Genomic DNA, 14,369 nt, shown 5'->3' with positions numbered 1-14,369 from the left:
GGGTTGTTTTCCGCCAATTTTCGTTGGTTGAATGTCCGCTCGCCGGGCATCGTCACGGGTTGTTCGAGACAGAAAGGCACGGCATCGGGAGCAAAGTAAGGCGTTTCGTCCAGCGTCATGCGGAAAGTATCGGCAGGCGAGGGCTCTTTCAACGTTACGGGAAACGGAAGCAGGGGTTGGTAACATTGTACCGCCATGCGGTAAGCATGTGCATGGAACAGGCTGATTTCTTCTTCCCGTTGCGGAAGTTTGCCGTTCGGTAAGGCAAACAGCGCCCATATCTTCACACTCCGTCCGCTGCTTCCTGCGAAAGCTGCATAGGTTTGGGGAAGGAGTGCCGCCTGTTCTTTCACCAGTTCCGTTTCGGACATGCCGGACAGACCGCTCACTTCCAGCAGTACGATACCGTTGTAGCGTTTCATTCGCCGTTCGCCCTCGCGGCTGCGTCCGTACTCCGTAGCGGGGCATATGCGGGGAAGCTTGTCGATATGTCCGTAGGTTCCGCCGCTGCCATGGCTTGTATATTCGAGCATGGTGCGTAATGCACTGACATGTCCGGGCTTGGTTTCCGACTTGATTCTGGTAATAAATGCGGCTGTATCGCAGGTGCTGATACTTTCCGTGCCCGCGTCACGGTTTTCCTTGATAAAGGTTATTCTCATCCGGTGTTGGTTGTTTGGAAAAATTTGATGGAGATAAGAGCGTTTCTCTTAGACTCTGCAAGATACGCATAAAACGGGCCGGAAGCAAGCAAATCCGTCCTTTTGTTTTAAGATTTTTGCCAGCATTTATCTCCGGAAATAAATGGAAATAATTGGAAAACAAACCGTTGAAAACTTGACTTTTCCTAATGAATTTTGTATCTTTACAAGGTGTAAAACCCCGTTTTGCAATTGCGGGCCGAAGAGCCTTCATATGCGGGCCCCACAGCCCGCAGCCGGCAACCGCCGGGCCTGCAACTGCAAAACGGGGTTTTACTATAAGCATAACGGCATTTTGCATGGTCCGGACAAATAAAAACAACGAAGCAAAGCGTTGTTTATCTTCCTGCTTTTCCCGAACGGACCGCGGAGAATATCTGAATTTATGCGGCCGAATGGCGTAAGCTACCGATACAACAGGATTTTCAATTATTACATAACTAAAAAAAAAAGAACGACAATGGCAGCAGAGTATGATTTTCAGAGGAAGCCCAACCCGAAAGGAGACGGCGAATTACAACCCATGTATCCCCGCATCGTGAACAAGGGGACTATCACCGGCAAACGTCTGGTCAGCGATATTTCACAGGCAACCAGTTTTACTCCCGGAGACGTCGAGGGAGTGCTTGCTGCATTGGAAAGCCGCATCTCCTATTACCTTTCCGAAGGGCATCATGTACAGTTGGGCAATATGGGACATTTCTCGGCGGGACTGACAGCACGTTCCGTCATGGACAAGAAGGAAATCCATGCGCAGACGATATTTTTCGGCAAGGTGCATTTCCGCGTATCGCCCGGCTTCCGGAAACAGTGTGCCGGATTTGTGGAACGTGTAAGGGCAGGGTATGGCTTCCGGCACAGTGAGGATATCAGCGGTGCGGAACGTTACCGCAGACTATGCGCGTTTTTGGATGCAAATCCTTTCATTACGCGCAAGGATTACAGCGGAATTACGGGACTTTTGAAGAACAAGGCGTTGAATGACCTCAATTTATTGGTGGAGAAAGGTATTTTAACAACATTGGGGCAAGGGTCGCATAAAGTGTATGTAAGGGCTGTAAATCAGTGTGTTGCAGAGTAAAATATAACGGAATGTACCTTAAAAACAGTGACGACCGAATATTGGTCGTCACTGTTATAATATTCTTTGTACTACGTCAACTATCCTATAATCAGTAGGTTAGTGTAGGTAGTGATGAGTGATGACAAATATTCCTAATCTAACTAAAGAATTTAAATAGCGCTTAGTAGTAGATGTACTTTTCCCTATCAATTTAGCTATCTTAGACGAATTAAGTCCCGGATATTGATTGATGATATCTAAGACTTCCTGCTCTTTGGAATTTACAGTATCATTTGCAGTATCATTTACAGTATCATTTGTTCTATATAACTTCATCAAGCTTTATTTTATTTGTCTTTAACCGTATCATTGGGCTATATTCCCAAATTGCCTTTTGCAAAATTAGTGATATTGGATAACGGAATAAATAAAAAAAAATAAGCGATTTTTCCTTATCAATCAAGCTATTATCTCTGTCTTACAAGGACGATTCTTCGGATGTTTTTCATATGGAATCTATGATAGTAATAACAATTTGTTTTTGCGTTTGCTAAATTAGGTTCTTTCCCATTTAATCGCTTTTTAGTGTGTGTTGTAATTCTACAGTATCGTTGATTTGGCTTTTAGTTCTGTCCAGTTTTCTTATATTTTTGTAGAAAAAGTATGGGACAAGTATATAAAAACAGCCTGGGATTACGTATTCAATGTAATCCCAGGCTGTTTTTACGGGTATTTGCGGGGGCTTGTTTACCGATTGTTTTTTATTCTGCCAAAGCCGCCCTTCTATTTCAGTCCGAAATAATTTTTTCCTTCTCCGCCGACAGGACTTATGACGGGAATATTCCCCCCTGCGGCAGTCAGGATTACGCTTTCTCCTTTCTTTAAATCCAATAGGTACTCACCCTCTTTTTGCAGGGTCAATGTAGCATTGCCGGCCTTTACAACCGGATTTGCCATATCGGTGCGTAGGATACACGGTTCTCCGGCAAGGCTTTTGATACGGATGAAACTTGTCTTTCCGCCTTTCCGCACAGCGGATACGAGGAAAGCGCCTTCGGTTCTCAGGTCCTTGAACTGTACATCTTTCCATTGGGAAGGTACGGCAGGGAATACACGTATCTTTCCGCCCCAGCTTTGCAGCAACATATCGTGTATGCACTGTGCGCCCGACAACGGGGTCTCGATAACCGGTCCGCTTTCCATATACATGGTGTTGGGGCGCAGGGTGCGGGCAAACAGGCCGTTGAGTTTCTCCAGTGCCTTGTCGCCCTCGCCGAATGCCGCATACAGCGAAGAAGCCCCCGTATAAGTATACCCGAGGATATTGCCCGGCAGGCTGTGCCAGTGCTCTACGGATTTTTCCATAAGCTCCTTGCTGCCGTTCTGCTCGGCATTCAACAGGTAGAGCGGATAGAACATCAGCAGATGCGAGTAGTGGCGGTGCGAGCGGCTGAAAGGTACATCCTTGCCTATCATCATGCCGTTTTCGTCCTGCGGGTAGTCGGTCAGGTGTTCTGCGACTTGTTTCCAGCGGGGTATCAGCTCGTCATCGACAGATAGAATCCTGCTTGCCTCGAGCAATGTATTGCATCCCCAGCGCAGCAGGGCGATGTCGTAGTTGCAGTCTTCGGCAGTACCGTACTCCGGAGAATAGGTTCTTTTCAAATGGAGCTTGCCCGATTTATCTTCTGTCAGGAAAGGCAGATAGAAATTGACGGCCCGTCTCAGTGTAGGGTACAGGGTATTCCTCAATATCGATTCGTCCATGCTGAAGCGGTATTGCAGCCAGAGGTTATGGCAAATCCACGTCAGGTTGCCTACCTGAGCTTTCTTTTCGGTTCCGGGAACATTCACCGTTGCCCCCGTCAGGGTAAAGTCGGTGGCTACGGGCAGTGCGGCGGCATCTTTCCGGTAGGGTTCGGGAACGTTGTTTATCAGGTTGTCCAGATTGTTTCCTATTGCGTCCACCAACGGCATGCCCAGTTCCAGCCGGTTGGATGGGTATACGGACCAGTAGCTCAGTTGCACATTCAGGTTCCACCAGGCATTGGGCCAGGGAGTCAGCACTTGCCAGGGACCGCTGTTGTCGAGCAGTCCGCCGCCGGTGCGGGTGGCCGATGCCAGCTTGTACATCTGCGCCCAGTAGAAATTCTCCATCTTCTTGTCGGGAAGGCTCACGAAACTTTGCGGATAGTAGTTATGCCACCATTCCCGGTGTACTTTCCGGAGCACGGGCAGGTCGGCTTCCTGCAGGCTTGCCAGTGCCGTTTCCGCCTTTTGCAAAGCCTCTGTTCCGGGAAAGGAATGTGCGTTGCTTACGATAAGCGTGCTTGTATTCTCTTTCCTAATCTCTTTCCAGGCTGTGGCAGTACCGCCGCCGGCGAGCAGGGGCTGCCAGCAGAGGCTCAGCCCATTGCGTGCGGACAGTTGCGGGGCGGGATTGGACACATAGTCTTTTTTGAGGTGGTTCTTGTTACCCTTCCGGATTGCATTCAACTGCCTCGGCGAATCCGTGTTTTCCGGATAGAATTTCCAGGTGAACTCCTTTTCGCCTGCCGTAGCTTCGGCTTCGACCAGGATATAGGGACTCTCGGAAGTGACACAGGCTCTCAGCTTTATCTCTCCCCGGGTGGTACGGATACACCCGGTGGTTTCAGCGTTCCATAAGTCCAGCCTCAGGTCGCCGGATTTTATTTCTCCCACGGGATGCAGGAGAAAATAACCGATAAGCAGCCGGCCTCTTCCATAGATGCTCGCATCGTCTGTGCGGTGGTCGTGTACCATACTGTTGCCTACATCTACCCGTATGGCGTTTTTTCCGGGTTCCTTGCAGATATAGGAACCCATGCTGCCGTTTCCCATGAAGGGGGCTTCGTACCAGGTTTGGGGCAGGCGGGTCCAGGTCATGTCCTGCTGTGACATGAAACTTTTCCAGTCTGTCTGGCTGTAACAGCCGGCTGTCAGGTACCAGATTGCGATTGTGAGCAGTAGCAGTTTCTTCATGTGTCCGTATATGTTTTCTTGCTGATATGTTTTCTTGCTGTTAGATTTCCAGTTCCGGAACCTCATCCTTCAACTCGGTCTTTTTGCCGTTATCATGTATCACGGTTGCGCCGTAATCCTTGTAACTGACGCTTGCGTCGCAGTCTTTGCGCGTGTTGCGTACTTCGAAAGAAGGCTTTCCGGCGGTGGATATGTTTGCTTTGATATTCCAGTTACCGATTTGGATACTACCGTCTTTCAGTTTGCGGGGAGCAGCTTGTGCGTTTTCCGCATCATTGTCTTTGGCATGTGTGTACACAATTGTAGCGAAGCGGTACACTTTCTGCTTGTCCGATGTTGCGGTGAAGTGCCAGTGGTTGGGATAGGGTGCGAAGTGTCCCTTCTCATCGGCACGCAGCCAGTTGACGGCAGGTACGAAGAACCGGGAGGTCGTATCCGTTTCCAGCGTTCCGGAGGAGAAGAGATAGGCATCGGACGCACCGTCCTTGCTGGTGGCCCGTATGTGTACGTATTCCCGGGTCTTGTCCACATTCATGGGGTTGGTAACCGTATGTAGCAGGTAGCTCCAGGTCACGGGTTCTTCGGCTTCCAGCTCGTCGTATATAAAGGAATAACCGCTTTTGCCTAAGGTTACGATGTGGCGGCGGAAGATTTTCAGACCGGTATCGTCCCAACCGTTTTCAGGGGAAAATTCCAGGTTGCTCTGTTCGCCGCGTAGCAGCCAGAGCGGTGAGATAACCTTTCCGTAAGCATTGGAAGCATCGCCTGCCACATAGCTGATATTGTCGCTGACATAGTAACGGGGAATCCAGCCGTAACCTTCCGTTCCGATGCGTTGTCCCATGCCGTTCACCAGAATGGTGTTGTGGGCGCGGGTGGCGCGGTGGCAGTAAACGCCGTGTATGTCGGTAAAGCTGGTATGGTGTCCGCTACTGTAAAAGAGCGACTGGCCGTTCCAGAAAGTATTGAAAGCATTCTGGTTGGCTATGGCGTGCGAGGTACTGCCGTAAGGACTGCTGCGGAAGCTGAGCATGGCGCTTTTGCGGGTATCGTCCAGGTTGGTGGAGAACGAGGCCAGTCCGCTCTGCGGGAATACATGTCCCATGGGAAGGTCTTTCAAACCCGGCCCGTCCGGCAAGGGCTTGTCGCATTGCAGGCGGAACCATGCAAGGCCGCCGGCTTTCGAGGTGCTTCCCTGTTCGAGTATGTCGGGCTGGCGGGCGCTGATGTGGCGCACGTAATCTGCGGCAAATGTATTGCCGGTCATACGCGCCAGAGCATCGGCGTAGCCAACACGCGTACCGCTCGGGGTAAGTATCTTCTGGTGCGAGCTGCCGTTGCCGCCCGATTTTGAGAATGGCGGCTGCTGGTAGATGACGTACAGGGCATTTCCCTGATACCAGGGGTCGGAGAAATAGTTGAAGCCGGTGAGGCGGGTATAGAAATAGGGCACTTCTACAAGTGTACGGATGTTGACGTGGAAGTAGGAGTCGCCGTTGTGCCAGGCTCCGTCCTTGTTCAGACCGGGGAAGCGGGCGAGCCACAGGTTATAGCAATAGTCCGTCCACGCATCGGCTTCGGGCAGTTCACCGTAAACGGTAAAGGCTGCCATGGTGAGGATGCGGAAAGTCATCTGCCACACATGGTTGTCGGCGATGTGGTTTTCCAGGCGGTTGATATCGTGCATGTACATGCTGTTGCCGAATGCTTTTATTTCGTTCAGCAGGAATCTGCGCGTGGCATCGTCCAGAACATCGTACAGTGCGTCGTATGCCATGGAGCAGAGCGAGAGCAGGGTGGCTTCGTTGAAGTCGCCCACCACGTTTTTGTTGTCTCCCCAGGTCGCCATCTCCTTGACGCGCTTCACGGCTTCGTCGGCATAGCGGCGGTCTTTGGTGAGCAGGTAGGCGCGGATAAGTACGTCGGTATTCGCTTCTTCGCTGTCGATGATGCGGCGGCTTTCGCGGGTGAGCATGGCATTTTTCTGCATCTCGTTGGCCAGTCCTTTTGCCAGGTCCGAGTTAATGTCGTTTACCGACTTCATCGGAGTAGCAAGTACTTTGTCGGCACGTTTGAGGTAAGTCTTGCGTTCGGTTTTGCCCTCGCTGCGCTTTATGAAACCGTCCCATTCGTCCCTGTCGAGCCATACGCGGGGATGGTGGGCAGGCAGGTTCTTAAGTACGGCATCCAGTGCGGGCGGGCAGAATTTCCGGGGATTGTTCTTTACCGTAAATTGCAGCGTATCGCTCCATTCGGTCTTTCCGTCCGTAACATAGCCGTATTGCCAGTACCATGTGCCCGGAGCCAAATCCTGTTTGGGGTTGAAGAACGGCCAGCGCGTCTCGGCCTGTACGGTCGCTTCCGGCTTGAATGCCGGAGTTTGCGAGTAGCGCAGGAAGTAGCGTAGCTTGCTTTTGTCTGTTTCTTTTTTTGGGGTGTTCTCTTCCGCACCGTCCAGTCCGCTTCGCAGGATGTTGAGGCCTGCCGGCAGCGGCCATTGGAAAGACACGGCACGGTCGCTGATTTCAGCGCCGTCCAGCGGCGAGGGAGTTGCACGCATTTCGTGCATCAGCGTTGTGCCGGTGAGCCTGATGGTGGCTTCTCCGGCCGTTTGCGCCTGTGCAGTGGCTGCAAGACTGAAGAAAATGATGGTGGATACTATTTTATTCATATACAGCGTTATATAAGTTTATTGATTCTTGGTCTGATGGCGGTTTAATGTTTGGTTGCTTTTGTGAGCACCTTTCCCGGTACATCGTGCAATTTGGGACGCGTCGGTCTGATTTTATGGCTATTCATGAATTTCTCAAGAATATCACGATGTTCCTGCGCCACTTTCGTATAGGCGTTCTCCATCATCAGGTTTCTTGTCTCGCCCCGGTCGTTCTGCATGTCGAACAGTTGTTCGCGGTGTCTTCCTTTGTCGTACAATACATATTTGTAGCGTGCGGTGCGTACCATCCAGCCCCGTGTCTTGCTGCCGTCGAATTGTGTTTCGGTAATGACATACTCCTGGTGGGGAGCTTGCGGATTGCCTTCTTCGGCTATTTTGCGGAACGACTTTCCGTCAGCGTCTTCCGGCAGTTTGGCGCCTGCCCAGTCGCAAACGGTAGCGAAGAAGTCCACACCGTTACTGATGAGCTGCGGCAGCTTTGTGCCGGCATGTTTCTTGCCGGGCAGGGTTACGATGAACGGGATGTTTACCACTTCCTCGTACAGGGCCGATTTCTGGTTCCAGTGGTGGGCGCCTATTCCGTCTCCGTGGTCGCTGGAGAAGATAACGACGGTATTCTCCCACAAGTTATTCTTGTCGATGGCGTCTACAATCTTGCCGATTTCACGGTCTACTTTCTCTACGAGGCGGTAGTATGTGTAGCGGTACATACGCCAGTCTTCGGGGGTGAAAGTGGCGGTGGGGTAGACGTTGAAATTGTTTTCCCTTTCTTTCTCGATGACATCGGCATCGTACGGATTCTTGGCAAAGTTAGGGGGAAGTCCCGGACAATTGCGTATTTCGGGTATGTCCAGGTTGCCGTAGGGAAGATTCTGGCTGCGTGCATATTCGCAGATATTATGCGGATTGTCATAAGAAGCTACCAGGAAGAAAGGCTTGTTGTGTTTGCGCGAAAGGAATTCCACACATGCTTCTGCCAGTCCGTCATCGCTGTGTTTGTAAATTTGGTCGAATCCTCGCACTTTATCCGGGATATCGAGTTCGGGCACATGCCATTTGCCGCCGTAGGCGCATTCGTATCCAGCATTTTTTACCAGTGTGCCCAGGGTTCGTGTCTGGAGCGATTCTTGTAGCGGAGCACCGTTGACCAACAGTCCTGTTGTGCCTGGATAGCATCCTGTAAACATGGCGCCGCGTGAAGGGCCGCTGAGCGGTGCGGTACAGTAAGCATTCTGGAACATGATACCGGCGGCAGCCAGTCTGTCCAGATTGGGCGTGTGCAAGTCCGGGTTTCCGGCGCAGCTCATGGCGTTTGCCGTATGCTGGTCGGTAAAGATGTAGATGATGTTGGGACGTTCGGCAGCGTGTGCCATTGATGTACTGAGCAGGGATAGGCAGGCTATGTGCTTCACTGAGATTTGTTTTACCATATTATTAGTTTTATAATTGTTTTTTCGGAGACTGTTCCTCGATTGCTAAATTACGCCTTTTTCCATGTATCTGCGGACTCTAATGTTTTTTTTATGGTACGGAATGTTTATTTGATTGCTAATTTTGTATAGTTCTGTTTTAATTTTGTGCTAAAAGAGGGATATGGAGGCACTGAAACGCGGGGGGAATGTGAACGCGGAGATGCGGAAACACAGAGTAGGAGAGGGGATAGGGAGAGGAACAGCCTTACATGAAAAGAGCCGTTTTTAAGACTCTGTGTTTCTGCATCTCTGTGTCTGAAACAAGAACAACTTCCTTCCCCGGCTCGCTTAATCGAATTTTTGCATTATCTTTGCATTGCCTAAAAAAGAAAAGCGAATGATAGTTTGTATTGCCGAAAAGCCTTCCGTGGCGCGTGACATAGCCGATGTACTCGGAGCGAAAGATAAGAAAGACGGGTACATCGAGGGAAACGGATACCAGGTGACCTGGACGTTCGGGCATCTCTGTACCCTTAAGGAACCGCACGAATACACACCCAACTGGAAGTCGTGGAGCTTGGGCAGCCTGCCTATGGTTCCGCCCCGTTTTGGCATCAAGCTTATCAGCAACCCTACCTACGAACGTCAGTTCCACGTAATCGAGAACCTCATGCAGCATGCCGACATGATTATAAACTGCGGTGATGCCGGACAGGAGGGAGAGCTGATTCAGCGTTGGGTGATGCAGAAAGCCGGTGCGCGTTGTCCGGTGAAGCGTCTGTGGATTTCTTCGCTGACGGAAGAAGCCATCCGCGAAGGGTTTGCCAAACTGAGGGATGCGTCCGATTTCCAGCCGTTGTACGAGGCGGGGCTTTCGCGTGCCATCGGCGACTGGCTGCTGGGCATGAACGCCACCCGCCTGTACACCATGAAGTACGGGCAGAACCGGCAGGTACTTTCCATCGGACGTGTGCAGACGCCTACGCTCGCGCTCATCGTAAACCGACAGCTCGAAATACAGAACTTCGTTCCCAAGCAATACTGGGAACTGAAGACGGTGTATCGCGACACCACCTTCTCCGCCATTCTCCGCAAGAGCGATGAGGAACTGGTGCTGGAAGCGGAAAAGCAGAAAGAAGGGGTAGCCGCCAAAGCTGCCAAACCCGAAGATAACCGGGGAATAGAACCTATCACAGACCGGGAACGGGGTGAGGCTTTGCTGGAACAGATAAAGAATTCTCCTTTTACCATAACGAACGTCACCCGCAAGAACGGGAAAGAGGCTCCGCCCCGTTTGTTCGACCTGACTTCCCTGCAGGTGGAGTGCAACCGGAAATTCGCTTTCTCCGCTGATGAGACGCTGAAAACCATCCAATCGCTTTACGAAAAGAAAGTAACGACCTATCCGCGTGTAGATACCACTTTCCTGAGTGACGACATCTATCCCAAATGTCCCGGTATACTGAAGGGACTGCGAGATTACCAGGCGTTGACTGCTTCGTTGGACGGGGCTACTCTGCCGAAGTCGAAGAAGGTGTTCGACAACTCGAAAGTGACGGACCACCATGCCATCATTCCTACCGGCCAGCCGCCCCAGAACCTGACGGATATGGAGCGCCGCGTATTCGACCTGATTGCACGCCGTTTCATTGCCGTGTTCTATCCGGACTGTCTGTTCGCTACAACCACCGTAATAGGCGAGGTGGAGCAGATAGAGTTTAAGGTTTCGGGCAAGCAGATACTGGAACCCGGCTGGCGTGTGGTATTCGGCACGCCCTCGGCACAGTCGCAGGAGGAAAAAGAGGAGAAGGGCGGCGAAGAAGAGAATGTGCTCCCCGCCTTTGTGGTGGGAGAGAGCGGCCCGCACCTGCCCGACCTGTACGAGAAGTGGACGCAACCGCCGCGTCCGTACACCGAAGCCACCTTGCTGCGCGCCATGGAAACTGCCGGTAAGCTGGTGGATAACGACGAACTGCGCGATGCCTTGAAAGAGAACGGCATCGGCCGTCCTTCCACGCGTGCCGCCATTATCGAGACGCTCTTCAAGCGCAACTATATCCGTAAGGAGAAAAAGAACCTGATAGCTACCCCTACGGGTGTGGAACTGATTCAGATAATCCACGAAGAGTTGTTGAAATCTGCCGAACTGACGGGTATATGGGAAAAGAAGTTGCGTGAAATAGAGAAGCGTACCTATAATGCCGGACAGTTTTTGGAGGAGTTGAAGCAGATGGTATCGGAGATTGTGATGAGTGTACTTTCCGATAACAGCAACCGTCATATCACAATACAGGCTCCCGTGCCGGAAAAGGGTAAGGGAGAAAAAGCCGCTGCCGCATCCGATAAACCGAAGAAAGAACCGAAGAAAAGAGCGCCGCGGAAGTCTGCAACGAAGAAAACGGAGCAGGCGGCCGCTGAGAAGCAACCTGCCGATGCGCTGGTAGGACAGCCTTGCCCGCTTTGCGGAAAAGGAACGGTTATTAAAGGAAAAACGGCTTACGGTTGTTCCGAATGGAAAAGCGGTTGTACATTCCGCAAGCCGTTCGAGTAAAGTTATATCCGGTTATAATCCTTTCCGTATTTTCCGGATGCTGCTCTGAAATCTTTTCAGGTATCAGTAGTTCAGATGGAATTCAACAACCGCTTCGATTCCTTTGCGCAGTATATCCAGCGGAATGTTCTCGTTGGGAGAATGGATGGCGTTGGACTCCAGACCGAATCCCATCAGTATGGTTTTGATGCCCAATACCTGCTCGAATGTGGAGATGATGGGAATACTGCCACCGCGACGTACTGCCAACGGTTTCTTGCCGAAAGCTTTGGCGAAGCCTTTCTCCGCAGCCTGGTATGCCGGGAGCGTGATGGGGCATACATATCCCTGCCCGCCGTGCATGGGGGTGACTTTTACCTGTACGGTATCGGGGGCGATAGCCATGATGTAATCGGCAAACAGTTGCGAAATCTTGTGATGATCCTGATGCGGAACCAGTCGGCAGGATACTTTGGCGTATGCCTTGGAGGGCAGTACGGTTTTAGAACCTTCGCCCGTATAGCCGCCCCAGATGCCGCATACATCGAAAGACGGACGGCAACTGTTGCGCTCCAGCGTGCTGTATCCTTTTTCGCCGAAAAGGGCATTTACGCCGATAGCCTTTTTGTATTTCTCCTCGTCGAACGGGATGTGCGCTATCATTTCACGTTCCGCCTGCGGCACTTCTTCCACATCGTTGTAGAAGCCGGGAACGGTGATGCGTCCGTCGGCATCCGTCACCTTGCTTATCATTCCGCAAAGCACATTGATGGGGTTGGCCACCGCACCGCCGAAATGTCCGGAGTGCAGGTCGCGGTTCGGACCGGTCACCTCTATCTCCCAGTAGGCAAGTCCGCGCAGGCCGGTAGTCAGCGAGGGAAGGTCTGCACCCAGCATGCTGGTGTCGGACACGAGGATTACGTCGGCTTTCAGCAGTTCTTTGTGTTCCCGGCAGAAGCCTTCGAGGCTGGGCGAGCCAATCTCTTCCTCTCCTTCAAAGATGAACTTGACGTTATGAGTCAGCAGGTTGTTCTTTACCAGATATTCAAAAGCCTTTACCTGGATGAAGGACTGTCCTTTGTCATCGTCCGCACCGCGCGCCCAGATGTGGCCGTCGCGTACTTCGGGTTCGAAGGGATTGCTTTTCCAGAGTTCCAGCGGTTCGGCGGGCATTACGTCGTAGTGTGCGTATATCAATACGGTTTTGGCTTTCGGGTCTACAATCTTCTGTCCGAATACGATGGGATTGCCAGCCGAAGGCATTACCAGTGCTTCGTCTGCACCGGCGGCGAGCAGCAGTTGCGCCCAGCGTTCGGCACACGCCAGCATGTCGTCGTGGTGTTCGGGTTTGGCACTGATGCTGGGGATACGGATAAGGCTGAACAGCTCTTCCAGCATTCCGGATTCGTTCTCTGCGATATATTTCTTTATTTCCATAATAATGTGAAATGATGAGGTGATATCCTATCACTTTATCACCCGTTTGTTATAATTGTGTAGTACGGTCAATCAAGTAGAAATCGAGCAGGGTCATGGCTGCCATGGCTTCCACGATGGGCACGGCGCGGGGCAGTACGCAGGGGTCGTGACGTCCGCGGGCTTTGAGGGTGGTGTCCACGCCGTCCATGTTTACGGTGTGCTGTTCCATGAGTACGGTTGCCACGGGCTTGAAGGCTACGCGGAAATAGATGTCCTGTCCGTTGCTGATGCCGCCCTGAATGCCGCCGGAGTGGTTGGTATGCGTTTCGATGCGTCCGTTGTTGTTATAGAACACGTCGTTCTGTTCGGAGCCTTTCATCTTCAGTCCTTTGAAGCCTTCGCCGTATTCAAACGCTTTTGCGGCGTTGATACTGAGCATGCCGGCGGCAAGGGCGGATTGGAGTTTGCCGTAAACGGGTTGTCCCAGTCCGATGGGGCATCCTTTGATAACGCAGGTCACCACGCCACCGATGGTATCGCCTTCGCCCTTTATCTTGAAGATAAGCTCTTCCATTTCTTTGGCTTTCTCCGGGTCGGGGCAACGCACCGGGTTGGTATCAATCAGGTCGAGGTCGTAGGCGGTATAGTTTTCTTCCAGTTTGATGGGGCCTACCTGCGAGGTGTATGCGGTGATGCGGATGCCAAGCTGTTTCAAGGCAAGTTTTGCCAATGCGCCTGCCACTACGCGCGAAATGGTTTCGCGTGCCGATGAGCGTCCGCCGCCACGGTGGTCGCGTATTCCGTATTTTACATTATATGTATAGTCGGCGTGCGAGGGGCGGTATACTTCTTTCAGGTTGTTATAGTCGTTGGAGTGTTGGTTCTCGTTCCACACGATGAATCCGATGGGGCATCCGGTGGACTTGCCCTCGAAGATGCCGGAAAGGAATTCCACCTTGTCGGATTCTTTGCGTGAGGTAGTGATGCGTGATTGCCCCGGTCGCCGGCGGTCGAGCTCCGATTGTACGAAGTCCATATCGATGGTGATTCCTGCGGGGAATCCGTCTATTACGCCGCCTATGCCTTTACCGTGTGATTCTCCGAAACTGGTAAGGCGGAGAATATTGCCGAATGAGTTGAACATATCAATTGCTTTAAGGGTTTATAATGAGGTTAATGTGCCAGTTTGCCTTGTTATAAAAGGCTTTGACTTTATAAAGGTAACAATTTTTTTTGTAAAACGTTTCAAAAATGACAATAAATCTTTTATTTCCCGACTTTTAGAGAATAAAAATACTGTTTGAAACCGTATCTTTTTGCGGAAACATGTAAGAGTATTTAATAATGTAAAGAATGCTTATAATTCTTCCTATATGAAAAAAAGGACATCTATTTTTTATTAAAGACCTTGTTTAAAGGCTTTAAAAACTGTTATTTTGCACCCTCGATATAAAAGAGAATATTAACTAACCCTTAACTATGTAGGGATTTTCATTAGTGTCCCGTTAAAATGGGACGAGTTAAACAATTAATCAAAAAGCCCCGGAATCAGGGGATCATTTAGATC

9 protein-coding genes and 1 pseudogene are annotated in these 14,369 nt (G+C 51.1%); 2 read left to right on the top strand and 8 right to left on the bottom strand.

The features are described from left to right. Window positions 1-662 (bottom strand): BT4734/BF3469 family protein (locus tag AB5903_RS20105; protein WP_368118172.1); only part of this gene is annotated, 662 nt, incomplete at its 3' end. Continuing rightward, complete coding sequence (locus tag AB5903_RS20100; RefSeq protein ID WP_368118171.1) at window positions 631-987, bottom strand: hypothetical protein; 357 nt, start codon at window positions 985-987, stop codon at window positions 631-633. The genes AB5903_RS20105 and AB5903_RS20100, both read right to left, overlap by 32 nt. 174 nt (window positions 988-1,161) lie before the next feature. Here AB5903_RS20100 and AB5903_RS20095 point away from each other — a divergent pair, with 174 nt between their 5' ends. After that, window positions 1,162-1,782, top strand: coding sequence for an HU family DNA-binding protein (locus AB5903_RS20095; protein WP_368118170.1), 621 nt, complete (start codon window positions 1,162-1,164; stop codon window positions 1,780-1,782). Between the two features lie 99 nt (window positions 1,783-1,881). On the opposite strand, the pseudogene AB5903_RS20090 reads toward AB5903_RS20095, so the two are convergent. From AB5903_RS20090 to AB5903_RS20075, 4 genes and pseudogenes are all read right to left on the bottom strand, one after another. After that, window positions 1,882-2,082, bottom strand: a pseudogene (locus tag AB5903_RS20090) (winged helix-turn-helix transcriptional regulator); the annotation flags it as partial. A gap of 465 nt (window positions 2,083-2,547) precedes the next feature. After that, window positions 2,548-4,767 carry a glycoside hydrolase family 95-like protein gene (locus tag AB5903_RS20085; RefSeq protein ID WP_368118168.1) on the bottom strand — a complete coding sequence of 740 codons (2,220 nt, stop codon included), beginning with the start codon at window positions 4,765-4,767 and terminating at the stop codon, window positions 2,548-2,550. Window positions 4,768-4,807: 40 nt separating this feature from the next. Then, on the bottom strand, window positions 4,808-7,438 hold the full coding sequence (locus AB5903_RS20080; RefSeq protein ID WP_368118167.1) for a DUF4962 domain-containing protein: 2,631 nt from the start codon (window positions 7,436-7,438) through the stop codon (window positions 4,808-4,810). A gap of 44 nt (window positions 7,439-7,482) precedes the next feature. Continuing rightward, the gene (locus AB5903_RS20075) at window positions 7,483-8,814 is read right to left on the bottom strand and encodes a sulfatase (protein ID WP_034535952.1); all 1,332 of its coding nucleotides are present in this window, start codon (window positions 8,812-8,814) and stop codon (window positions 7,483-7,485) included. Between the two features lie 436 nt (window positions 8,815-9,250). Here AB5903_RS20075 and AB5903_RS20070 point away from each other — a divergent pair, with 436 nt between their 5' ends. Continuing rightward, complete coding sequence (locus AB5903_RS20070) at window positions 9,251-11,404, top strand: DNA topoisomerase 3 (RefSeq protein WP_368118165.1); 2,154 nt, start codon at window positions 9,251-9,253, stop codon at window positions 11,402-11,404. A gap of 63 nt (window positions 11,405-11,467) precedes the next feature. On the opposite strand, the gene AB5903_RS20065 is transcribed toward AB5903_RS20070, so the two are convergent. Then, on the bottom strand, window positions 11,468-12,820 hold the full coding sequence (locus tag AB5903_RS20065; protein WP_016661810.1) for a dipeptidase: 1,353 nt from the start codon (window positions 12,818-12,820) through the stop codon (window positions 11,468-11,470). A gap of 49 nt (window positions 12,821-12,869) precedes the next feature. Next, complete coding sequence (gene aroC, locus AB5903_RS20060) at window positions 12,870-13,946, bottom strand: chorismate synthase (RefSeq protein ID WP_005657216.1); 1,077 nt, start codon at window positions 13,944-13,946, stop codon at window positions 12,870-12,872. Window positions 13,947-14,369: the final 423 nt, after the last annotated feature.

It is taken from the genome of Bacteroides sp. 2201st1_D9_2201SCRN_220225, assembly GCF_040928965.1.
Lineage (GTDB): Bacteria > Bacteroidota > Bacteroidia > Bacteroidales > Bacteroidaceae > Bacteroides > Bacteroides stercoris.
The sequence above is the reverse complement of the archived record's forward strand: the minus strand, read 5'-3'. Positions and strand labels throughout refer to the sequence as shown.